The 23,595-nt window shown below is 69.4% G+C and carries 17 protein-coding genes; 7 read left to right on the top strand and 10 right to left on the bottom strand.

Annotation, left to right across the window (positions count from 1 at the left end; genetic code table 11):
• Positions 1-287 precede the first annotated feature (287 nt).
• Entirely contained in the window at positions 288-1,166 is an 879-nt protein-coding gene (locus Q0654_RS17895) for a hypothetical protein (protein WP_298856336.1), read from the top strand.
• A gap of 442 nt (positions 1,167-1,608) precedes the next feature.
• Here Q0654_RS17895 and prpR read toward each other — a convergent pair whose 3' ends face one another.
• The gene (gene prpR, locus Q0654_RS17890; RefSeq protein WP_298856335.1) at positions 1,609-3,240 is read right to left on the bottom strand and encodes a propionate catabolism operon regulatory protein PrpR; all 1,632 of its coding nucleotides are present in this window, start codon (positions 3,238-3,240) and stop codon (positions 1,609-1,611) included.
• A gap of 204 nt (positions 3,241-3,444) precedes the next feature.
• Between prpR and prpB the strand changes: the two genes are divergently transcribed.
• The 6 genes from prpB (at position 3,445) to prpF (ending at position 11,198) form a co-directional block, all read left to right on the top strand.
• Positions 3,445-4,332, top strand: coding sequence for a methylisocitrate lyase (gene prpB / locus Q0654_RS17885; RefSeq protein ID WP_298856334.1), 888 nt, complete (start codon positions 3,445-3,447; stop codon positions 4,330-4,332).
• A gap of 70 nt (positions 4,333-4,402) precedes the next feature.
• Positions 4,403-5,566 carry a 2-methylcitrate synthase gene (prpC, locus tag Q0654_RS17880; protein WP_298856333.1) on the top strand — a complete coding sequence of 388 codons (1,164 nt, stop codon included), beginning with the start codon at positions 4,403-4,405 and terminating at the stop codon, positions 5,564-5,566.
• Between the two features lie 254 nt (positions 5,567-5,820).
• A complete protein-coding gene (locus Q0654_RS17875) occupies positions 5,821-6,318 on the top strand; it encodes a GNAT family N-acetyltransferase (protein WP_298856332.1) in 498 nt (165 codons plus the stop codon).
• Between the two features lie 326 nt (positions 6,319-6,644).
• Entirely contained in the window at positions 6,645-9,251 is a 2,607-nt protein-coding gene (gene acnD, locus Q0654_RS17870) for a Fe/S-dependent 2-methylisocitrate dehydratase AcnD (RefSeq protein ID WP_298856331.1), read from the top strand.
• Between the two features lie 343 nt (positions 9,252-9,594).
• Positions 9,595-9,993 carry a DUF559 domain-containing protein gene (locus tag Q0654_RS17865; protein WP_298856330.1) on the top strand — a complete coding sequence of 133 codons (399 nt, stop codon included), beginning with the start codon at positions 9,595-9,597 and terminating at the stop codon, positions 9,991-9,993.
• A gap of 2 nt (positions 9,994-9,995) precedes the next feature.
• A complete protein-coding gene (gene prpF, locus Q0654_RS17860; RefSeq protein WP_298856329.1) occupies positions 9,996-11,198 on the top strand; it encodes a 2-methylaconitate cis-trans isomerase PrpF in 1,203 nt (400 codons plus the stop codon).
• A gap of 75 nt (positions 11,199-11,273) precedes the next feature.
• Here prpF and Q0654_RS17855 read toward each other — a convergent pair whose 3' ends face one another.
• The 9 genes from Q0654_RS17855 to Q0654_RS17815 all read right to left on the bottom strand — a co-directional run bounded on the left by Q0654_RS17855 (position 11,274) and on the right by Q0654_RS17815 (position 23,588).
• A complete protein-coding gene (locus Q0654_RS17855) occupies positions 11,274-12,014 on the bottom strand; it encodes a M48 family metalloprotease (protein WP_298856328.1) in 741 nt (246 codons plus the stop codon).
• A gap of 211 nt (positions 12,015-12,225) precedes the next feature.
• Complete coding sequence (locus Q0654_RS17850; RefSeq protein ID WP_298856327.1) at positions 12,226-13,398, bottom strand: hypothetical protein; 1,173 nt, start codon at positions 13,396-13,398, stop codon at positions 12,226-12,228.
• Positions 13,399-13,648: 250 nt separating this feature from the next.
• Positions 13,649-14,461 carry a type 1 glutamine amidotransferase gene (locus Q0654_RS17845; RefSeq protein WP_298856326.1) on the bottom strand — a complete coding sequence of 271 codons (813 nt, stop codon included), beginning with the start codon at positions 14,459-14,461 and terminating at the stop codon, positions 13,649-13,651.
• Positions 14,462-14,667: 206 nt separating this feature from the next.
• Positions 14,668-17,313: a serine/threonine-protein kinase gene (locus Q0654_RS17840; RefSeq protein ID WP_298856325.1), complete on the bottom strand. Its 2,646-nt coding sequence runs from the start codon at positions 17,311-17,313 to the stop codon at positions 14,668-14,670.
• Positions 17,310-17,918, bottom strand: coding sequence for an ECF-type sigma factor (locus Q0654_RS17835; RefSeq protein WP_298856324.1), 609 nt, complete (start codon positions 17,916-17,918; stop codon positions 17,310-17,312). The genes Q0654_RS17840 and Q0654_RS17835 overlap by 4 nt, the downstream gene beginning before the upstream one ends.
• Before the next feature lie 172 nt (positions 17,919-18,090).
• Positions 18,091-19,335, bottom strand: coding sequence for a Calx-beta domain-containing protein (locus Q0654_RS17830; RefSeq protein ID WP_298856323.1), 1,245 nt, complete (start codon positions 19,333-19,335; stop codon positions 18,091-18,093).
• Position 19,336: 1 nt separating this feature from the next.
• The gene (locus Q0654_RS17825; protein ID WP_298856322.1) at positions 19,337-20,089 is read right to left on the bottom strand and encodes a right-handed parallel beta-helix repeat-containing protein; all 753 of its coding nucleotides are present in this window, start codon (positions 20,087-20,089) and stop codon (positions 19,337-19,339) included.
• A gap of 216 nt (positions 20,090-20,305) precedes the next feature.
• On the bottom strand, positions 20,306-23,023 hold the full coding sequence (locus Q0654_RS17820) for a serine/threonine-protein kinase (protein ID WP_298856321.1): 2,718 nt from the start codon (positions 23,021-23,023) through the stop codon (positions 20,306-20,308).
• Positions 23,016-23,588, bottom strand: coding sequence for an ECF-type sigma factor (locus Q0654_RS17815; protein ID WP_298856320.1), 573 nt, complete (start codon positions 23,586-23,588; stop codon positions 23,016-23,018). Before Q0654_RS17815 ends, Q0654_RS17820 begins: the two co-directional genes overlap by 8 nt.
• Positions 23,589-23,595: the final 7 nt, after the last annotated feature.

Raw genomic sequence — 23,595 nt, 5'->3', positions numbered from 1 at the left:
CGCAAGCCTAACCGCTGGCCGAGTGGGATACGTATGGTGAGGCCTGGGCGTCAAGCGCTACCCTGCAACCTCCGCGTCTCTCGCGTTCGCCTATGTCCCGACTAAGCTCCACGTCTTTCGCGCTCTGCTCTCTGTGGCTTGCGGCAGTGCTGCTCTGGCTGGTGCTCGATGACGCGCACGAGACAGACTCAAGCACTTCGATTCCGCCTCAGGTCTCGCCGGCGTCCGCCGAACGCCCGCAGCACGGGGCAGTATCGACATCCGTTGTTGCGGTGCCACCTGAGCCAATGCCCGAGATCGCCGACGATTCCCGCGTTGCAACTCCGGCACTCCCGCTCGCGACCTTGCCGTTCGCCGAGCAGTACGAGGCCCTGCTCACCGCCCACCGCGCCGGAGACACCGTCGCCTCATGCCGCCTGGCCGTGGGGGTTACCGAGTGCCTGCAGTACCAGCGCAGCCTTGAGTTCACCCGCATCATGGAGCGCAATGCGCGTATGCGAATTGAGCGGGGCGCAGCGGAGAACGATGACGCTGCGTGGGTGTCAGCAGCTGCCAGCTCGCTGGAGTTTCTGGAGAGCAGGGCCGCGACCTGCGGCGCGGGCAGCGCCGGCGCGGGGCCGAGCCCGTCCGAGATCATCGAGTTCGCTGGACCACGGTTGAGCGTATCCCAGAAGACCGTTCTGGCCATGCTGCGCGCAGACGGTCAGCTGCGCCGGGTCAACCCACCGAATCGCTCCCATTCGCAGTCGCAGCAGTATGTCTATCCCCAGTATCTGGCCGACCGTGCACTCGAGTTTCTTGAAACCGGATTTCGCGCAGGACACCCGCTGGCGCTCGAAGGGCTGGCCATCGTGCATGCGCCGGGTACTGGAATCCCCTTCCAAGGCATGGGGCCGTCGTTGCCGAACCCTCGTTTGTACGCGCGCTACGCGCTGCTGCTGCGGGATCTCTATGGCCCGGAGGTGCTGGGTGCCCTCGCCCAGCAACTGATCGAACTCTCCTTGGCCTCGCTTCCGCCGTACGAAGTCCAGCAGGTGCATCAGTGGGTGGTGTCCGAACGCAAGCGCTGGGAGTCTCTCGGAGCATCCGCCACGGACAAGTCGGCCCTGACGGCTTGGGCGAAGCGTTCGGCTGAGGGCGACATGGACGGGCTCTGCAAGCGGTGACCCATGGCGACTGTGCGCGTCGCGATCTCCGGCTGACTCTGCTTCGCCCCCTTGCTCCGCACGGCGTCGGGCGCGCCTGTGGCGCACGCCGCCCATGTCCCCGCAAGACCTTGGGCACGGAGCGGTGCGCGACACGCGCACCCTACAGCCCTGCCGTGCACTTCGCCCAGGCGGCGTCAATGCCGAGGCGAGGCGGTGCCCCATAGGGTGCGCGTGCCGCGCACCATCCACCTACGCAAGGCGCTTCGAATCCAGAAGCGACCAGAATCAGGTCGTCGGTATGTGCCGGAGGCGCGGGCGGTGGCGCAGGGGAAGCCCGAGGCGGCCAGCGAATCCGCAGATGGATGTCGCTGGCTGCCCGAATCAACGGCAGCCGGTGCGCGAGGAAGTCGCGCCGCGACTCAGGATGCAGGGCATTACAAGGGCGATTCGACGCAGCGCATCACTGAACATCGTGCTGCCGCAGCCATCGCCACAGCGTACTGCGCGACACGCCCAAGGCTTCCGCTACGGCATTGCGCGCGCCGCCGTGCCGATCGAGCAGAGCGTGCAGTTCCGTGGCGGACGGTCTGGGTGAGGCCGATCCTGCTGGCAGAATGCCGGCCGCGCCTGACGCGACGTGCGATCGCTCAAACGAAGCGATTGACGCATGTCCCCCTAGCTCCGGCGCCAGCCGAATCAACACCGCCGCCTCGATCTCCACCACCGCCGGATCGACCTGCGCATGCAGCCGCTCCAGCAGGTTGCGCAGCTCGCGCACATTGCCGGGCCACGCGTAGGCGGACAGAAGGCCAATCGCTTCGGCGCTGAACTTCAGCTCGCGCTGGGCCAGGCCGCGGCGGCGCAGGCTGTCCTGCAGGCTGGTGATCAGCGCGGGCAGGTCATCTCGACGCTCCCGCAGCGGCGGCAGGCGCAGGCGCAGCACGTCGAGGCGGTAGAACAGGTCGGCGCGGAAGCGGCCTTCGGCGACGGCCGCGCGCAGGTCGACGTGGCTGGCGGCGACCACCCGCAGGTCGACGGACACTGGCGTGGACGCGCCGACGCGCAGCACCTCGCGTTCCTCCAGCACGCGCAAGAGGCGCGTCTGCAGGCCCAGCGGCATCTCGCCGATCTCGTCCAGGAACAGGCTGCCGCCGCTGGCGGCTTCGATCAGGCCGGCGCGGCCGCCTCTTCGCGCGCCGGTGAAGGCGCCTTCCTCGTGGCCGAACAGCTCGCCTTCGAGCAGGGACTCCGGCACCGCGCCGCAGTTGATCGCCACGAAGGCCCCGCGTCGCCGCGGGCTGACGCCGTGCAGGGCCTGGGCGACCAGCTCCTTGCCGCTGCCGGTCTCGCCCTGGATCAGCACGGTGGCCGGGCTCATCGCCGCGCGGCGGATCTGCTCGCGCAGTTCGACCATTGCGGCGCTGGCGCCGACCAGGTCTTCCAGCGCATGCCGCGGCGCCCCGGGCTTCTTCGCGCGCGGGCTGGGCGCGTGCTCTTCCTGTGCAATGAGCGGCCGTGCGACGTCGAGCGCGCTCTCGAAGGCCTGGCGGATCGAGTCGGCCGAGTACATCAGCACGCCGGCCACGCCGGCCTGTTCGGCCAGCTCGGTGACGAGCCCGGTGCCGACGATGGCGCGCACGCCCTGGCTGACGAGATCGCCCACCGCCGAGCGCGCTTCTTCCGCGGTGGTGAAGCTGCGCTGGGCGATGTCGAGACCGAAGTGGCGCTGGAATTCGGCGAACACCGGCAGATCGGTCTCATGGGTGATCACGCCGATGCGATCGGCGATGCGCCGCGCGCGCGACAACGCCTGCATCAGGTCGAAGCCGGAGGCGCGCACCAGCACCAGCGGACGGCTGATGCGGTTGCGCAGGTAGGCGCCATTGCTGCCGGCCGAGATCAGCACGTCGACGCGCTCGCGCGGCAGCCGGGTGCGGATGTGCCGTACGGCGTCCTCGAAGCCGAGGTTCAGATTTTCGATGCGCGCGCGGCCGTCGAATTCGGGCGTGACCTCGCGCAGCAGCTGCGAGAGGCGCGAGACCGAGGCTGTCCAGATCACGGGCAGGCGGGCGCTGGCGGGGCTGTCGCTCATGTTTCATTGCCATGTTTCGCGGTGTCGCATTGAAACACAGTGCTGCGACGTTCAGGCGCTCTTCTGTTGCCCATGCTCAAAGGAATCAGTGGTTTGCAGATCTCCACGATGCATGCCGGCACTGGCACGGGTCTTGATGCAGCAGGCTCAAGCCCCGCGCGTTGCGACGTGCGTTCTGCCCCGATCCTTCGACCAGGAGTTCCCATGAGCCACGTTTCCGCCGGTGCCAAGTTCCGCGCCGCCGTCGCCAGCGAGAAGCCGCTGCAGCTGCCGGGCGCGATCAATGCCAACCATGCCCTGCTGGCGAAGCGCGCCGGCTTCAAGGCGATCTATCTGTCGGGCGGCGGCGTGGCCGCGGGTTCGCTGGGCCTGCCCGATCTCGGCATCAGCACGCTGGATGACGTGCTCACCGACGTCCGCCGCATCACCGACGTCTGCGACCTGCCGCTGCTGGTCGACGTCGACACCGGCTTCGGGCCCTCGGCCTTCAACGTGGCGCGCACGGTGAAGTCGCTGATCAAGTTCGGCGCGGGTGCGATGCACATCGAGGACCAGGTCGGCGCCAAGCGCTGCGGCCATCGTCCGGGCAAGGAGATCGTCAGCCAGGCCGAGATGGTCGACCGCATCAAGGCCGCGGTGGATGCGCGCACCGATCCCGACTTCGTGATCATGGCGCGCACCGATGCGCTGGCGGTGGAAGGTTTGGACAAGGCCATCGAGCGCGCCGTGGCCTGCGTCGAGGCCGGCGCCGACATGATCTTTCCCGAGGCCATGACCGAGCTGGCGATGTACCGGCAGTTCGCCGCCGCGGTGAAGGTGCCGATCCTCGCCAACATCACCGAGTTCGGGTCGACCCCGCTGTTCACCGTCGACGAGCTGGCCGGCGCCGACGTCGGCATCGTGCTGTATCCGCTGTCGGCCTTCCGCGCCATGAACAAGGCCGCCGAGAACGTCTACACCGCGATCCGCCGCGACGGCACGCAGAAGAACGTGGTCGACACCATGCAGACGCGCATGGAGCTGTATGAAGCGATCGGCTACCACGCCTTCGAGCAGCGTCTGGATGCGCTGTTCGCCAAGGCCAGGCAGTAAGCCGATCCCGACGCCTGCGCGGCGAGCCTCGGCCGCAGCGCACACTCTTTCCCGTCAACGGAGCATGACCGTGACCGAATCCACCGCCCCCGCCACCCCCGGCTTCAAGCCCAAGAAGTCCGTCGCCCTGTCCGGCACCGCCGCCGGCAACACCGCGCTCTGCACCGTGGGCCGCAGCGGCAATGACCTGCACTACCGCGGCTACGACATCCTCGACGTCGCGCGCAGCTGCGAGTTCGAAGAGATCGCCCACCTGCTGGTGCACGGCAAGCTGCCGAACCGCGCCGAACTCAAGGCCTACAAGGCGAAGCTGCGGAGTCTGCGCGGCCTGCCGGCAGCGTTGAAGACGGCGCTGGAGCAGCTGCCTCCCTCGGCGCATCCGATGGACGTGATGCGCACCGGCGTGTCGGTGCTCGGCTGCCTGACGCCCGAGAAGGACGACCACAACCATCCCGACGCGCGCGGCATCGCCGACAAGCTCATGGCCTCGCTGGGTTCGATGCTGCTGTACTGGTACCACTACAGCCACAACGGCAAGCGCATCGAAGTCGAGACCGATGATGACTCGATTGGCGGCCACTTCCTGCACCTGCTGCACGGCGAGAAGCCCAAGCAGAGCTGGGTCGCCGCCATGCACACCTCGCTGGTGCTGTACGCCGAGCACGAGTTCAACGCCAGCACCTTCACCGGCCGCGTGATCGCTGGCACCGGCTCGGACATGTACAGCTGCATCGCCGGTGCGATCGGCGCGCTGCGCGGCCCCAAGCACGGCGGCGCCAACGAGGTCGCCTTCGAAGTTCAGAAGCGTTACGACACGCCGGACGAGGCCGAGGCCGACATCCGCGCCCGCGTCGAGCGCAAGGAAGTCATCATCGGCTTCGGCCACCCGGTCTACACCGTTTCCGACCCGCGCAACGTGGTAATCAAGCGCGTGGCCGAAGAGCTGTCGGAGGAGGCCGGCTCGATGAAGATGTACAACATCGCCGAGCGCCTGGAGTCGGTGATGTGGGACATCAAGAAGATGTTCCCCAACCTCGACTGGTTCAGTGCGGTGAGCTACCACATGATGGGCGTGCCCACCGCCATGTTCACCCCGCTGTTCGTGATCGCCCGCACCAGCGGCTGGAGCGCGCACGTGATCGAGCAGCGCATCGACGGCAAGATCATCCGGCCCAGCGCGAACTACGTGGGGCCTGAGGATCTGAAGTTTGTGCCGATTGATCAGCGGAGCTGAGCGAAAGCTGGGATTGGTGATTGGGGATTCGGGATTCGATTGAAGCGATCCGTTTCGTCACCACCCTTCGGCCAGTCCCATCGTCCTGTGCATTCAAGCCCCTCTCCCGGTGGAGCGATCCCAGCCGCTTATGGACTGCCGGTGGCAGTCCATGGCTGGAGGAGCCCAAGCGAAGCGAAGGTGGGGTTGGGGAGAGGGTCCGGTCGAAGCGACCAACTTCTCCAAGCCGCGGCATTCCTGCTCGGAGTGTTCCGATGAGTCCCACCTGCACTGCAGACGTGCGTCAATCCGAGCCCCTGAGTCCAGTCTTCAGGCCTGCGCACGTTGGCGATCTCGGCGCACTGCTCGCCCTGATCGCAGACGACACGCTTGGCAAGAACCGCGAGCTCGACGCTGCAAACCCCAGCTACCTCAAGGCCTTCGACGCGATCAGCGCAGACCCGAACCAGCAGCTTCTGGTGGCCGAGCTCGATGGCCGCATCATCGGCATGGCCCAGCTCAGCTTCATCCCCGGCCTGAGCCGCGGCGGTGCCTGGCGCTGCAACGTCGAAGCGGTACGTATCGCTTCCGATGTGCGTGGCCAAGGCTTCGGCGCGCAGCTGATGCGTGCCTGCGAGGCGCGTGCACGGGAGCGTGGCTGCAGCCTGCTGCAGCTGACTTCCGACGCGAGTCGCGTCGATGCGCATCGGTTCTACCGCGGCCTGGGCTATGTCGATAGCCACATTGGCTTCAAAAAGCAGGTGTCGTACTAGATGCCAAACCTGACGACCCTGCCATCTGCCTGTCCCTGCGGAGCGATCCCAGCCCGCTTTGGACGGCCGGTGGAAGTCCATGGCTGGAGAGCGCTGGCGAAGCGAAGGTGGACCCGGGGTGAGGAGCGTTACAGAGCGCACTTCCACAATCTCGCAGCCAGGTTTGCTCGGCTCCGCACAGCCCCTCACCCCCGACCCCTCTCCCGTGGGGAGAGGGGAGCAGAGCGTGAAGCTCCGGCGGCCTTGAGGCGGCATGATTTCCTCAGTTTCCCGGTCCGCCGGCTTCAACGAATCCCAAATCCCAAATCCCCAATCCCGGCTCTCAAATGAACACTCAGCACCGCAAACCGCTGCCCGGCACCGCCCTCGACTGGTTCGACGCCCGCGAGGCGGTCGATGCGATCCAGCCGGGCACCTGGGCGACCCTGTCCTACACCGCGCGCGTGCACGCCGAGAACATCGTGCGTCGCTGCGAGCCTTCGATCCTGCGCGAGTGCCTGGAGCAGATCGTCCATCGCAAGCGCGAGCGCGATTTCCCGTGGTTTCCGGCGCGGGTGGTCTGCCACGACATCCTCGGCCAGACCGCGCTGGTCGATCTTGCCGGCCTGCGCGACGCCATCGCGGATCAGGGCGGCGATCCGGCGAAAGTGAATCCGGTGGTGCCGGTGCAGCTCATCGTCGACCACTCGCTGGCGGTCGAGTGCGGCGGCTATGTGCCGGACGCCTTCGAGCGCAACCGCGCCATCGAGGACCGTCGCAACGAGGACCGCTTCCACTTCATCGACTGGACCAAGCGCGCCTTCCGAAACGTCGATGTGATTCCGCCGGGTAACGGCATCATGCACCAGATAAATCTGGAGAAGATGTCGCCGGTGATCTACGTCCAGGACGGCGTGGCCTTTCCTGACACCTGTGTCGGTACCGACAGCCACACCCCGCACGTGGATGCGCTGGGCGTGATCGCAGTCGGCGTCGGCGGGCTCGAAGCCGAGAACGTGATGCTGGGTCGCGCTTCGTGGATGCGCCTGCCGGAGATCGTCGGCGTCGAGCTGAGCGGCAAGCCGCAGCCGGGCATTACCGCCACCGACATCGTGCTGGCGCTGACCGAATTCCTGCGCAAATCGAAAGTGGTCGGCGCCTATCTTGAGTTCCGCGGTGAGGGGGCTTCGGCGCTGACGCTGGGCGACCGCGCGACGATCTCCAATATGGCGCCGGAGTACGGCGCGACCGCTGCGATGTTCTTCATCGACGGCCAGACGCTGGACTACCTGCGCCTGACCGGCCGCAGCGACGAGCAGGTCGCCCTGGTCGAGACCTATGCCAAGACCGCCGGCCTGTGGGCCGATGACCTCGCCACCGCCACCTACGAGCGCACCCTGCACTTCGATCTGTCGAGCGTGGTGCGCAACATGGCCGGGCCGTCCAACCCGCACGCGCGCGTGGCGACGGCCGATCTCGCCGCCAAGGGCATCGCGGTCAACCTGGACGCTGCGCGTGCGCAGGAAGCGCAGGGCCTGATGCCCGACGGCGCGGTGATCATCGCCGCCATCACCAGCTGCACCAACACCTCGAACCCGCGCAACGTCATCGCCGCGGCGCTGCTGGCGAAGAAGGCCAACGCGCTGGGCCTGTCGCGCAAGCCCTGGGTGAAGAGCTCGCTGGCGCCGGGCTCGAAGGCGGTGGCGCTGTACCTCGAAGAAGCCGGGCTCAAGTCCGAGCTGGAGAAGCTCGGCTTCGGCATCGTGGCGTTTGCCTGCACCACCTGTAACGGCATGAGCGGCGCGCTCGATCCGGCCATCCAGCAGGAGATCATCGAGCGCGACCTGTATGCCACCGCCGTGCTCAGCGGCAACCGCAACTTCGATGGCCGCATCCATCCCTACGCCAAGCAGGCCTTCCTTGCCTCGCCGCCGCTGGTGGTGGCCTATGCCATCGCCGGCACCATCCGCTTCGACATCGAGCGCGATGCGCTGGGCCACCGCGAGGACGGCACGCCGATCCTGCTGAAGGACCTGTGGCCGAGCGATGCCGAGATCGACGCGATCGTGAAGCAGGCGGTCAGGCCCGAGCAGTTCCGTGCCGTCTACGAGCCGATGTTCAAGCTGCAGGTCGACAGCGGCGAGAAGGTCAGCCCGCTCTACGACTGGCGGCCGATGAGCACCTACATCCGCCGTCCGCCCTACTGGGAGGGCGCCCTGGCCAAGCCGCGCACGCTCAGTGGCCTGCGCCCGCTGGCGGTGCTGGGTGACAACATCACCACCGACCACCTGTCGCCGTCCAACGCGATCCTGCTCGACAGCGCGGCCGGCGAATACCTCGCCAAGATGGGCCTGCCGGAAGAGGACTTCAATTCGTATGCGACCCACCGCGGCGACCACCTGACCGCGCAGCGCGCCACCTTCGCCAACCCGACCCTGCAGAACGAGATGGTCCGCGATGCCGAAGGCAAGGTGCGCCGCGGTTCGCTGGCCCGCGTCGAGCCCGAAGGCCAGGTCATGCGCATGTGGGAGGCGATCGAGACCTATATGGAGCGCGGCCAGCCGCTGATCATCATCGCCGGCGCCGATTACGGCCAGGGCAGCTCGCGTGACTGGGCGGCCAAGGGCGTGCGCCTGGCCGGCGTCGAGGCCATCGTCGCCGAGGGCTTCGAGCGCATCCATCGCACCAACCTGATCGGCATGGGCGTGCTGCCCTGCGAGTTCCTGCCGGGTACCACGCGGCTGACGCTGGGCTTGGACGGCACCGAAACCTACGACGTGATCGGCGAGCACACGCCCGGCGCCACGCTCACGCTGGTGGTCCACCGCCGCAACGGCGAGCGCGTCGAGGTGCCGGTCCGCTGTCGCCTGGATACGGCGGAAGAGGTGTCCATCTACGAGGCGGGTGGCGTGCTGCAGCGGTTTGCGCAGGATTTTCTGGCGGGGGTGGGGTGAGCGAGGCGGATGCAGTTGTCGCGAGTTGAGCTTAGGTAGTGCTGGGATGCTGAGTGCATCTGGTCCGAGCTTGCGCTGCATGCTCGACGCTTTCGCACTTTGCCCCCTCTTCCCCAACCCCTCTCCCTCAAGGGGAGAGGGGAGTGATGCGGCAGTTCGAAATGTTGCGGTGAATGCATGTGCGACGACTGGTCTGCTGGGGCGCGCCAAAGTTGGTTGTCGTCAAGAGCGTCGATGGGGTTTGGCGGGCGCAGTTTTTTTCGTTGTGATGCCCGTCGTTGGCAACGCGGGCCAGTTATCTGAGCCCCTCCCCCCTGGAGGGGGAGGGGTTGGGGAGAGGGGGATGGAATCTCGCGACTTTGCCAAGCGCTTGCGCAACAACATGACGGATGCGGAGCACTTTCTCTGGCGCAGGCTCCGGGCGAACCGGCTCTGTGGTCAGAAGTTCAGACGCCAGCACCCTATCGGACCCTACATCGTCGACTTCGTACATCTGGGTGCGAAGCTCGTTGTCGAAGCGGATGGAGGTCAGCACGCCGACTCCGCGCCTGACCGAGAGCGCGATGCATGGCTCGCCGATCGCGGCTATCGGGTGATGCGTTTCTGGAACGACCAGATCTTGTGGGAGCCTGAGGCAGTTCTGAAGCAGATCTTGAGCGTGCTGCAAGTGTCTTCCCCCTCTCCCCCGACCCCTCTCCCTCCAGGGGAGAGGGGCGCAACGCCTACACGAGTCGAGGATTGACCATGCCCCACCACCCCCACGCCCCCCAGCTCCGCATCCCCGCCACCTACTACCGCGGCGGCACCTCCAAAGGCGTGTTCTTCCGTCTGGAAGACCTGCCGGAATCGGCACAGGTGCCCGGCCGCGCGCGTGATCGGCTGTTCCAGCGGGTGATCGGCAGCCCCGACCCCTATGCCAAGCATACCGACGGCATGGGCGGGGCGACCTCGTCGACCAGCAAGTGCGTGATCCTGTCGAAGAGCGCCAGGCCCGAGCACGACGTCGACTACCTCTACGGCCAGGTCTCGATCGACAGCGACTTCGTCGACTGGTCCGGTAACTGCGGCAACCTCTCCACCGCCGCGGGTGCCTTCGCGCTGCAGGCGGGCTATGTCGATGCCGGTCGCGTGCCGGAGGACGGCATCTGCGTGGTGCGGATCTGGCAGGCCAATATCGGCAAGACGATTCTGGCGCATGTGCCGGTGACCAACGGGCAGGTGCAGGAGACCGGCGACTTCGAGCTGGACGGCGTGACCTTTCCGGCCGCCGAGATCGTGCTGGAGTTCATCGACCCGGCTGACGAGGGCGAAGGCGAGGGCGGCGGCGCGCTGTTCCCCACCGGCAATCTCGTGGACACCCTGGACGTGCCCGGCATCGGCCGGCTGCAGGCGACGATGATCACCGCCGGCATTCCGACCGTGTTCGTCCATGCCGCCGACATCGGCTGCAGCGGCAGTGAGCTGCAGGGCGAGATCAATGGCGATGCCGCAGCACTCGCACGCTTCGAGGCCATCCGCACGGCCGGTGCGCTGCGCATGGGTCTGATCAAGACGCCGGAAGAGGCCGCAAAGCGCCAGCACACGCCCAAGGTGGCCTTCGTCGCACCCGCCGCCGACTACCTCAGCTCCAGTGGCAAGACCGTGCGCGCCGACGAGATCGACCTGCGCGTGCGCGCGCTGTCGATGGGCAAGCTGCATCACGCGATGATGGGAACGGCCGCGGTCGCGATCGCCACTGCGGCTTCGATTCCCGGCACCGTGGTCAATGCCGCGGCCGGTGGCGGTGAGCGCAGCGTGGTGCGCTTCGGGCATCCGTCCGGCACCCTGCGCGTCGGCGCCGAGGCGCGCTGCGAGAACGGCGAGTGGAGCGTCACCAAGGCGATCATGAGCCGCAGCGCGCGCATCCTGATGGAAGGCTTTGTGCGGGTGCCTGCCGACAGCTTCTGAGTTCTCTCCCGTTCGAAACGCGACAGGCCCGGGCATGCCCGGGCCTGTCGCGTTCTGCGGCCGATCAGCGCTGCGTCAGACCTGGCGACGGATGCGGTCGGCGCGCCGCTTCGGGTCGGGATGCGTGCTCAGCCAGGACGGGTTGCCGCCCATCGCCGCCAGCTTGTCGAGCGCGCTGACCGCGGCCTTGCGGTCGTAGCGCTTGCGCGCCATGAACTCCAGGCCGTAGTCGTCGGCATCGCGCTCGTTGCCCTGCGAGTGCTGGGCGGTGATCACCGCCTCCAGCAGGCCGCCGAGCTGGCTCGACGCCAGCTGGGCGACATTGCCATTGCCGGACGAGGCCGCGGCGTCGCGGGCGGCGCTGGCCGCCAGAGCGGTCTGCATGCGCTTCTTCTGGTGATTGTGGGCGACGTGGCCGATCTCGTGGCCGATCACGAAGCGGATCTCGTCGTCGGTGAAGGCGTCCATCAGGCCGCTGTAGAAGCGCACGCTGCCGTCGGGAGTGACGAAGGCATTGATGGTGTCCTCCAGGTGCACCTTGTAGTTCAGGCGCAGGCCATTGTCTTCCTCAAGGCCGCGGGTGATGACGGCGAGGCGCTGCGCATAGGGGTTGTTGGCGGGTGCCACGCGCGCCTGGCTGTCGGCGTGGGCGGCCATCTGCGCGCCATAGGCGCGGATTTCCTCGTCGCTGAGGGTGGCGGCGGCCACGCCCTTGCGGGCGGCACCGAACAGGCCGCCGAGGTTGCGCTCGCTGGCGAGCGCAAGCCCGCTGGCGGAAACAAGGCCGATTCCCGTAATGAACTGTCTGCGATCCATGTGGCTGGCTCCATGCGGGCTCAGATCCCGCTGCGTGCTGGAAGAAAGGGTCATCCCGGAAGTCCCGGCGGCATCCGTCCGCGCGGGAGGCCGAATGATTCACGCGCACAACCAGAAACGCAAGCGCGCAGAGCAGTCCTGGAACGCGAAAGGCCCGGGCATGCCCGGGCCTTTCTTTCCTGCCGCACGAGCCCTCTGCAGGCCCGGGCGATCAGCGCTCCGGCTGCGCGCCGCGCGGCGCGCTGACGATCGACACCGTGTAGGCGCCTTCGCCGCCACCCAGGCTGGTGACCACCAGCCGGCCTTCGCCGTCGGCATCCAGGGTGATGTTCAGCTGGGCGCTGGTGCCGCCGCCGCTGTCGTCATCGCTGGCTTCTTCCAGCAGCACATCGCCCTCGATGATGCCCCACTTCAGGTAGGCGTCGAAGGCATCGGACTGCAGGCGCGCGACCACGCGCTGGCCCGGGCGACCCTCGATGCGGAACACGTCGAAGCGCACCTCTTCGTCATCGAAGGGGTCGGTGTCGTCGATGCTGCCGCGCACCGAATCGCCCACGGCAATCGTCTGCACTTCGATCGGGCGCTTGGCCGGCGGCTGGCCGACGAACACGGTGTACTCGCCTTCGCCATCGCCCGAGGGCGTGGTGACCTTGACGACGCCGCGACCGTTGTTGTCGAGGGTGACGAACAGGCGGGCATTGAGGCCGGCGCCACTGTCGTCGTCGCTGGCGCTGCTGACGAACTGGTTGTTCTGCATCTGGCCGAATTCGACATAGGGGTCGAAGGCGTCGGCATTGACACGCACCACGACTTCCTGGCCGCGGCGGCCGGAGACCGTCCACAGGTCGTGCGGACGGTCGCTGTCGTCGCGCGAGGACGACTCGCCGAGCGTGCCCTTGGTTTCGGTGTCGAGGCGCAGCGCCTGCGGGCGCGCCGGCGGCGGCGTCGGCACCGAGGTCACGGTCAGGGTGAAGGCGCCACTGGCATCGCCGCTGATGCTGTTGGCGCGGATCTGCACCTTGCCCGAGGCCGGCACGGTGTAGCTCAGCTGCGGATTGAGATCGCCGCCGCTGTCGTCGTCGAACTTGCAGTCGTCCGAACAGCCCGGCGCGGCCGTGCTGCCGACCGCGAGGAAGCCGTCGAAGGCGCCGGATTCCATTTTCACGCGGATGCGCTCGCCGGCGCGGCCGCTGTACTCGTACAGCGCGTAGGGCGTGCCGTCGTCGGCCTTGGGCGAGTCACTGCCGAGGCTGCCGCTGACGGGAGCGCCGGCGCGGATGGCGGTCTGCGCCGAGGCGGTCATGGGCAGGCTGGCGGCCAGCAGCAGCATCGGCAGCAGCTGCGCCAGGCGCTTGCGGGCCGGCGCGCGGGGGATTCGGATCATGGGTTCACCTGCGATCAGTGGGTGCAGCGGAAGGGGAGGCGCCGCATCCCCTGCATGCGGCGACGGCGCGCATCGCGCGTCGTCGCGCATTCTCGCAGAACCTTCACGCTTGGATGCAATCGTTGCGGGCGCGGCGCCGGCAGCCGGGGGCAAAGCGCGGGCAGTGGGACGGGCCGGCGATGCCTGTGCCGCGGCTGCCTGTCGTCGAGCAGGCGCCTCACATCGTGCTCGTCAGCCAAGCCCTTGGGCGTCAGCCGAATGCGTGCAGGGGCAGGCGGGGCGGCTGGGAGCGCGGCTGCCAGGGCGACCAGGCCAAGCCGGCCACGTCGCCACGGCGTGCGCGGGGCGCTGGCCCGGCGAGGTCGAGGAAGCGGCCGAACACGGCTTCGGCGCGTGCCTGCTGGGCGTGCACCAGGCGCCGCGTTTCCGCTTCGATGTGCGCGGCGCCGTGGCCCAGCCCGGCCTGCTCCAGCTCGGTGCGGTAGGCGGGCGTCTGCAGCCAGCGGCGGATCAGGCAGCTGTTGGCTTCCAGATGGAACTGCAGGCCGTAGGCGCGCTCGCCGTAGCGGAAGGCCTGCTGCTCGCAGTCGCGCGAGCGCGCCAGCTGCAGGGCGCCCGAAGGCAGCTCGAAGCTGCGGCTGTGCCACTGGAACACGGGCGCGCCGGCGCCCATCGGCGCGAACACCGGGTCGGTGCGGCCGGCCTCGGTGCTGTCGATGCGGTACCAGCCGATCTCGGGGCGGGCATGTTTCTGGACCTGCGCGCCGAGGGCATGCGCCAGCAGCTGGGCGCCGAGGCAGATGCCCAGCACCGGCAGCCCGCGCTGCAGGGCCGACTCGATGCAGCGCAGCTCGATGCGCAGATGCGGGCGCTGGGCCTGCTCCTCGACGTTCATCGCGCCGCCCAGCACGATCAGGCCGTCATAGCGCTCGACCGCGGGCGTGGCCTGGGGATCACGCTCGAAGTTGACGAAGCGCAGCCGATGGCCGCGCCGACGCAGCAGGGCGTCGAGGGTGCCGGCGGGTTCGGCGGCGACATGCTGGAAGACGAGAAAGCGCGCCACGGTGCGGAGTCCTGATTCGCGGATGGACGGGTGCCCGCATCCTCTCCGTGGCGGCGGTCGGCGACAAAGGAGCTTCCGGGATATGACATGACCGCATGCTTGCGCAACCGTGGTCATGCTTGCCCGCAACACCGGGTTCGCGGCCGCGATGCGCGGCGTGTCGTGGAAGGGCAGTTCGCCGCACGCGCCCAGGCCCTTCAAGGCTTTCAGCGCACCAGCGCGCGCAGCTGCGCCAGTCGCGGGCTGTTCGGGCCGAGCACGCCCTCCAGCGCCGCCAGCGCCGGCGGCCGTGGGCCGGCGGCGCCGCGCGCCAGCGCCAGCAGCAGCTCGGCTTCAAGGCGCTCGTAGTGACCGGCGCCGAGGCTTTGCGCATGCGCCTCACAGGCCGCGAGGTCGCCGCTGTCGAGGCTCGGCAGGCGCCTTGCGAGTGAGTCCTGCAGGCGCAGGCAGTGGCCGCCGCCGCGCAGGCGCGCAGGCATGGCCCCTGGCAGGGCGGCCAGCGCCGCCAGGCTGTCCCGATAGGCCACGGCCGCTTCGCGCGCCTGGCCGCTGCGCGAGAATGCGGGGGCGAGGGCGAGCCGCGCCCGCGCGGTGAACAGGTGCTCCGGCCCGAACCGGCCCTCGAACAGCGCCGCCGCCAGTCGGTACGAATCGAGCGCCGCTGCCGTCTCGCCGCGCGCCAGCTGCAGGTCGCCCAGGCTGAGATGGGTGAAGCCGGCATCGGCCGAGTCGGCGCCGACGAAGCGGGTCTGCAGCGCCAGCGACTCCTGCAGAAGGCGCTCGGCGCGCTGCAGGTCGCCGCGCAGGGTCAGCAGCTTGCCGAAGTTGTTGGTCAGCGCACCCAGCGCGGCGGAGTCGCCGAGCACCTCGCGCTGGATGTCGAGCGCGCGCTCGAAGTAGGCGTCCGCCGCCGGCAGCCGGCCTTCCGAGAAGGCGATGGCGGCCAGATTGTTCAGCACATTGCCTGCATGGCTGCTGCGGCCCTGGCCGTTGCGCTCGAAGCCGCTCAAGGCCAGCTCCAGGCGCTGCCGCGCCTCCGCCAGACGCCCGCTCTGGTAGTAGGCGGTCCCGAGGTTGTTGTCGGCGCCGGCGGTGAGCGGGCTGTTGGCGCCCGACACCGCATAGCGCAGCGCGGCCGCCCGCTCGTAGGCGGCCAGCGACTCCGGCACGCGTCCGAGCAGGCGCAGGCACTGGCCGTAGTTGCCGAGCACGCCGCTGAGCGCGCCGCGCTGGTCGGAGGGTTCGGCTTCCAGCAGGCGGATCGCTTCCTCGGCGCGCTCGCAGGCGCGCGCGGCCTCGCCGCGGCGTACGTCGACCAGGGCGAGGTCGCCCAGCACCTGGGCGCGCATGCGGGTCGGCGCGCTGCCGTCGTCGATTTCCAGGAAGCGCTCCAGCAGGGTGCCGGCCGCGCTGAAGTCCTGCAGGTAGATGTAGAGCTCGCCGACCGTGGCCAGCACCAGCTGGCCGGCGGCGGGGTCGCCTTCAAAGGCCTGTTCGAGCTGGCGCGTGCTGTTCACCAGCAGGTCGCGCGCCGACAGTCGCGAGACGTCGCCAGACTCCGCCGCGGCCTCGCGGAACATCAGGCCGAGATGGTCGAGCACGGCCAGGTAGCGCTGCGCCTGGGTTTCGGCGGCATCGCGCTCGGCCGCGGTGGTGCGGGCCTGCCAGACCACGCCGCCGAGACCGGCAGCCAGCGCCAGGGTCGCGGCCGCGCCGAGGCCGGCGGCAAGCCGGTGCCGGCGCAGCCACTTGCCCAGGCGGTAGCCCAGCTTGGGCGCGTGCGCGCGCACCGGCCGGCCATCGAGATAGCGGCGCAGGTCGTCGGCCAGCGCTTCGACCGAGGCATAGCGGCGCGCGGGATCGCGCTGCAGCGCCATCTGCACGATGGCATCGAGATCGCCGCGCAGCCGCGCCCGCGGGATCTCGCGGGTGTCGTGCCGGCTGGGCGGCTCGGCGTCCTCTTCGCAGACCCGGCTGATGAAGCCGGCCCAGTTGCCGTCGAAGCCCGGATGCGGCGTGCGGCCGGTCAGCAGCTGGTACAGCAGGGCACCGAGCGCGTACACGTCGGTGCGGGTGCTGACCGGCTCGCCGCGCAGCTGTTCCGGCGCGGCGTACTCGGGCGTCATCGCCAGCCCGCGGGTTTCCCCACGGGCGGCCTCGCGGTCGAGCAGCTTGGCGATGCCGAAGTCGAGCAGCTTGACCTGGCCCTCGCGGTTGATGCGCACGTTCGAGGGCTTCAAGTCGCGGTGCACGATCAGCTGTGCATGTGCTTCGCTGACCGCGCCGCAGATGTCGAGGAAGACGCGCAGGCGGGTGTCGAGATCGGGTTTCTCCTGCGCGGCCCACTTGTCGAGGTCCAGGCCTTCGGCCAGCTCCATCACCAGATAGGGCTGGCCGTCGGGCAGCACGCCGCCGTCGAGCAGGCGCGCGATCGCCGGGTGCTCCAGCCGCGCCAGCACCTGGCGCTCGCGCTCCAGCGCCTGCTTGAAGCGCAGGTCGGAGTTGCGCAGCAGCTTGATCGCCGCCCGCTTCTCGAAGGCGCCGTCGGCGCGTCGGGCGAGATAGACCGTGCCCATGCCGCCGCGGCCGATCTTCTCCAGCAGCTGCCACGGCCCCGCGTTCAGGCCGCGACGGTCGGTGGTGCGCTCTTCGGTGACGCGTGCCGCCAGCCCGCCCAGCTTCGGCAGGTCGCGGTCGTCGGCGCCGAGGCCCTTCAGCAGGTCGGCGTACAGATCGGGGTGGATCTCGGCGCAGGCGCGCAGGAAGTTGTCGCGCTCCGCGCCTTCGAGATCGAGTGCACGGTCGAGCAGGGGCTCCAGCCGGCGGAAACGCTCCGACAGCGAATCGCTCACGGCGCTGCGAGCCCGTCGGCGTCCTCGCCCATCGGCTGGTCGAGCGCGATGCTCAAGAAAGCCCGCGCCTTCTGCCAGTCGCGGTTGATGGTGCGTTCGGTGACCTCCAGCAGCTCGGCGGTTTCGGTCGCCGAGTAGCCGGCGAAGTAGCGGTACAGAACGACCTGGGCCAGGCGCGGCTGCACTTTCTCGAGTTCGCTGAGCGCGGAGTCGACCTCCAGCAGGCGCGCCAGCTCGCGCGCGTCCTCGCCGGGTTTTTCGTCGAGCTCGCGCTGCACATGCTGCATGCGCTTGGCCTCGGCCAGCCGCGAGCGCGCGTGGTCGATCAGGATCTGCCGCATCGCGCGCGCCACCAGCGAGAAGAAGTGCGCGCGGTTGGCGAGGTTCGGATAGTCGGCGCGGCGCAGTTTGAGGTAGGCCTCGTTGACCAGCGCCGTGGTCGACAGCGTCTCGCCCGGCTCCATCTGCCGGCGCTGCGCGCGCGCCAGCCGACGCAGATCGGCATGCACCAGCGGCAGCAGGCTGTCGAGCGGATTCGGATCCCCGGCCGCGGCCAGGATGGCGGTGATCTGCCCCAGCGGGCTGTCGTCTGCGATGCGCTCCATTCCACTCCCCGCGTGCGGCCGGCCCGGAGCCGGCGACCCTGGCGTCCCCACGCCGATCCTGCCGGGCTGATTGTGCCCGGGCGGCAGGCACAGCGGCAAAGGCGCACGGCAGTGACGTGAAGGCTGGGGAACGGAGCGCGGCCACGAAAGGCGACAGCCATGCGTGCGGCCGCTACTCGAAGCCGTTCGCAAAGATCGAGTCGCCGCCGCCTTCATCATCGACGATGGTCACTTGGACTTCCATGAACTGCCCGGGGGCGGCGAAGGCGCTGATTGGCGTCATGCGCACGGTGAACTGGCGGTTGCCGTCGGCGAGCGCGTTGTCGATCAGGCTGAAGCCGACGCTGCCGTCGGTGATGCCAGCATGGTCGAACTGCACCAGCTGCGGCGGTGCGAACGCGAAGTCAACGCCGGCACGTGCGCTTCCATCGACCAGTACGACCGAGTAACGAATGAAGCCTTGCGCATTCTGGTGGGCCTGGCCGGACGCGAAGATGCGCCGGACCGGCAGGCTGACGCTGCCGGCGTTCTCCGCCACCGTCAGAGTGTCGGCGTTGAACGAAGCGCGGCCGCCGTTCTGGGTGCCCAGACCGGCGAGGCCAACGGAGCGCCAGGACGGATCGATCGAAGCGAAATCGAACACGCGGTCGACGCGGTGGAAGAACGCGTTCTGCAGCGCGACCTGCCCAGGGCCCACGACCAGACCGCCGCCACTCGAACGCGACCAGCGGGTCGGCGCCAGGCCGCGCACGGTCCCGCCTCCCCAGTGCACGCTGTGGTCGGCGAAGCCGGTGGCGCGATCCAGGCCGTAGTCGGAGTCCGCGAGGACCTCCAGTGGCGCTGCCCCGCTGTTCTGCGCAAACCGGTAGAGACGCTGCGGTCGCAGCACCTGCTGGCCGATCCTGAAGGTCTGGTCGAAGGCGAGCGCGAGCTGTGAGGTGCCTCCGGACTGCGGATTGGCGAGGAAGTACTGATCGAGCCCGATCACGTTGACGTGGGTCGGTATACCCCGCGCGGCGGAATCGAAAACGCGCGTGCAGTCGTTGCCGGGACTGGAGCCACCGACCCGGCAGCGCAGCACGTCCGCTGGCCGGAAGTTGCCGATCTGGCGGTCGAAGGACACCAGCACGCTGTCGCCGTTCGGGTCGGTGCGATCCGGCGCCAGGGCGTCGATGCTGGCTCCTGCCGCAGCGGCCGCGGCCAAGGGCAGCAGGATGTCGGGTTCGGGGCAGGCGACATAGATCTCGTGCGGCTGTACCACTCCGCCCGGAACGCGCGCCGGTGCGGCGGGCGCAGCCAGCACCCAGGTGGGATCATCGCTGCCACAGGCGCCGCCGGCCCATGTCTCCGCAGGCGTGAGCCCGAGCAGCGTGGCGCTTGCCCACATCAGCGCCGGATACAAGCTGCGCCCCGCCATCTCAGTTCAACCCGCAGCGCGCGCTGCCGCACAGGTTGGAGCCGATCTCGGTGCAGCTGCCGAGGTTGAGATTGGTGCTGCGGTTGTTGGCAGCGATCACATTGCCGCGGCAGGCGGAGCCGGCGGCCACGCCAAGCAGCGGAATCTGTCGGGCCGTCACCGAGCTCGGCCGGACATCGACGAAGACGTTGTTCTCGATCAGCACGGATTGCCCGGTGTAGGAGAGGATGCCGGCGTTGTTGCTGTCGAAGCGGCTGTCGCGCACCGCGCCGAACTGCAGGCGCACGCCGTCACTGCTCATGCCGGTCAGCTGCATGTTCTCGACCGTCACCACGGCTCCGGGCTCGCCGCGAATGCCGGCGTGGAACTGGCTGATGGCGCCGTTGCGGATGGTCGCGCGGCGATCGGCTTCGACCAGCACGCCGCTGCCGCCGTTCTGGCTGCAGCCCACGCCGGGCTCGCAGAAGATCTGGTGGCCCTGCAGGTCCAGAGTCACGCTGTCGGCACTGATGCGGATGGTGGGCGTGGCGCCGTTGAAGTTCACCAGCCGCCCGCTCAGGCGGAAGCTGTGGATGCCGGCGGTGGTGGCGGCACTGGTGATCTCCACCGTCTCGGTGGCCGGATCGTCGCCCGGGAAACAACCTACCGAACGGCAGGCCTCGTTGATCTCGTAGAAGCCGCCGGCGGCCTGGGTGGCGGTGGCGAAGAGCCCGAGCAGCAGGCCCGGCAGCAGTGCGGAACGCGTGCGACGCATGGATGTGACCTCGTGGCGGAGTCGCCGCAGGGCGCGGCTTGGCTACGAGGTCGGAATCCGGCGCCAAGGACGGACAGGGTCCCATCCCTTGGGGGGGCCCTGGCCCACCGCAGCCACCCCGCTGGCCTCAATCAGCGATGCCCGTGTCCTGCTGCTGCCGTGGGCCATCGAGCCGCACTGCGCTCGCGTCCGGACTGGCCGGGCGCCATCCGCTCCTCAGGGAGACGCCTCGGTGTCGGTAGCTGCCGACTCTGGCTGGGCACGCGATATCGACGACGCTGCGGTGCCCGCGCACTCGCGGCACAGCGTCGCCAGCGGTGCCACGTGCAGCCACACCGGGTCGATGCCCTCCGGCCTCGCCATACCCTCGCGCAGGCTCGCGATATCGCGCTCGCGCGCGCTGCCTTCGCCAAGCTGTGCCAGCCACAGTCGCGCCAGCGCCAGGGCTGGATCGTCCGGACTCTTCGCCCCCAGAGCGTCCAGCCCGGCCTGTGCTTCGACAGCCTCGCCCAGCGCGAGCGCGCTGAACACAGCACCGAGCCGTGCGGACTGCGCAATCGAATCCCGCAGTCCGTTGGTGGCGAGAAGCTGGATGAAGTCCTCGCGCGCGGCCGAGGGTTCGCCCAGCGCAAGCCGCGCGCGCGCGACGCCAAGCTGCAGCTCCGGCAGCAGCGCCACCCTGAACGTTTCGGGCGTGTCGGCGATCAGCACCCGGTATTCGGACAGCGCCTCGGCATACGCGCCTTCGTGGATCCTCAGCCCCGCCAGGCTGGTGCGCAGCGACAGCAGGTTGTTGTGCTGCGGCGGCAGGCCGGACTGAAGACTGAGCGCCACGGCCGACTCGAAGGCCTCGCGGCTGCCCGCCAGATCGCCCGCGGCGCGGCGGGTGATGCCGATCTCGCGCAGAGTGCGCGCCTGCAGACGCAGATTGTCGGGCAGGTGCAGGGCGAGCAGATCGAGGCTTTCCTGCAGCGCCTGCTCGGCCAGGGCGAACTCGCCCAGCAGGCGCTGCTGCTCGGCGCGGGTTTCGAGCAGGCGGATGCGGTGCTTGCCCTGCGAGCCCTGCACGCGCAGCAGGATCGCGTCGGCGCCCTGGAGATGCGCGGACGCCGCCGCCTGCTCACCAAGCGCCAGCGCCAGTCGGGCCTGCTGCACGTCGAGATGGGCCCGCGCCAGCTGATCGGCCTCGGTCAGCGCCTCCACCGGCGCATCGCCGGCGTACAGCGCCAGCGCTTCGGCGAGCAGCGCTTCGGCGGCCTGAAGTTCGCCCGCCACGCGCCGGGTGTTGGCGGCACGTTCGATCACTGCAACGAGCTCGGCCCGCGGCACATCGCCGGGTGCCGCCATCAGCCTCGCCAGATCGCTCCACGCTTGGGCGGGCGGCTGTGCGCGCTGCAGCTGCTGCTTGAGCAGCCCGGCCAGCAGGCGCGGGTTGTCGGGCTGCAGCGCGAGGCCAGCGCGGAACTGGGCCATGGCCGCGTCAGGATCAGTCAGGCCGGCGTAGACCTCGCCGAAGGCTGCATGCAGGGGCACGCGGATCGCCGGGTCCAGCTGCGGCAGCCGCTGTTCACTGGCGAGATCGATGATCTCGCGCAGGCCAAGGCGGGTGCCCGGCGGCATGTCCTCAGCGACCAGGGCCCGCGCCTGCCAGCTGCCGGAGAGATTGCCCGAAGCGGCGCTGACGAACAGGTCGGACAGCAGTCCCACGGTCTGCTCGGCGCGGCGCTGTGAGACTTCGGCCTGCCGGCGGGCGCGCTCGGATTCAGCGGCCTGCTGCAGGGCCACGCCGGTGGTGCCGGCCAGCATCAGCACAGCCGCCGTCGAGGCGCCAACCGCCAACGTGTGCCGGCGCAGGAACTTGCCGAGCACATAGCGGCGCCCACCGCGGCGCGCGCGCACCGGGCGGCCATCCAGCCAGGCCAGCAGATCCTGCCGCAGCGCTTCCGCCGAGGCGTAGCGCTGGTCGGGCAGCGGCCGCAGGCAGGTGGAGAGGATCGCGGTGAGATCCGGGTCCAATGTGGCCGGCAGCGGAGGATCGCCGGCCAGCACGGCCTGCACCTGGGCCGAAGTCTCCAGACCCTCGAAGGGCGCGCGGCCGCAGCAGAGTTTCAGCGCCAGCGCGCCCAAGCCATAGAGGTCGGTGGCGACCGTGCCGCGTTCGCCGCGCACCTGTTCGGGCGCGGCATAGCTCAGCGTGTAGCCGGCGGCGGTGCGACTGGCCTCTTCGTCCAGCGACTGGGCGACGCCGAAGTCGAGCAGCACCACGCGGCCGCTGGCGGATTCCACCAGCACGTTGCCGGGCTTGACGTCGCGATGCAGCACAAGCTGTGCATGCGCATGGGCGAGGATCGCCGCGACTTCGGCGAGCAGGCGCACGCGCCCGCGCAGGCCGAGGCCGGCGCGCTCGCAGTGGCGGTCGATCGGCTCGCCCTCGATGCGTTCGATCACCAGCAGCGGGCTGCCGTCGTCGAGCACGCCGCCGTCGTAGACCGCCGGCAGCCCGGGATGCTTGAGTCGCGCCAGCACCTGGCGCTCGCGCAGCAGGCGGCGCGCGGCCTCGCGTTCGAAGCCGCTGCCGCGCGGCAGCTTCATCACCGCCTGCTGCTCGAAGCCGCCTTCGCTGCGATGCACCGCCAGCACCAGCGACTGCCCGCCGCTGCCCAGTCGACCCTGCACCGTCCAACGCCCCAGACGCGTGCCGGGCGCCACCTCGCGCTCCAGCGCCAGGCGGCTGACGGCGGGCGCATCCAGCAGGTCGGGCTGGGCCGCAAGACGCTGCAGCAGGCTGCGCAGATGCGCCGCCGCAGCGGCGGGCATGGCCGCGGTCAGGGTTTCGATCGCCTCCGGCCAGGCGCCTTCCGGCAGCTCGGCCAGGTGATCGAAGGCCGCGTCCAGCGCCGCCCAGTGCGCGGAGTCCAGGCGCGGCTCAGTCATCGTCGAGCGCCTCGGCGAGCAGGGCGCGCGCCTGCAGCCAGTCGCGCCGCACCGTCTTCTCGTTGACCTCCAGCAGGGCGGCGATCTCCTGATTGTCGTAGCCGGCGAAGAAGCGCATCTCGACCACCTGGACCAGCCGCGGATGGGTCGTGCGCAGGCCATCAAGGGCGGAATCCACGGCCAGCAGACGCTGCGCCTGCGCGTCCTCGATCGCCAATGGCAGCGCATGCGAAAGCGTGGTGTGCTGGCCGCGGCGCTTGTCGGCCGAGCGCGCACGCAGCTGGTCGATCAGGGTGTTGCGGACCACGCTGGCGAACAGCGCGAAGAAGCCGGCGCGATCCAGCCCGGCGTCGGTGTCGCTGCGCAGGCTGGACTCTGCCAGCCGCAGATAGGCTTCACTGACCAGTGCGGTGGTGTTGAGCGTCTCGCTCGGCAGACGCCGCCGGGCACCCGCGGCAATCGCCCGAAGGCGTGCGTAGGCGGCGGGACGCAGTGCCGTCTGGGGGTCTTCGGCCCTGATGTCCGCATCGGCGGGGGCGGTAGGGTGTCCGGTCGGTGCTGGCATGGGCGCG

This window comes from uncultured Aquimonas sp. (assembly GCF_937888285.1).
Taxonomy (GTDB): domain Bacteria; phylum Pseudomonadota; class Gammaproteobacteria; order Xanthomonadales; family Xanthomonadaceae; genus Aquimonas.
The sequence above is the reverse complement of the archived record's forward strand: the minus strand, read 5'-3'. Positions and strand labels throughout refer to the sequence as shown.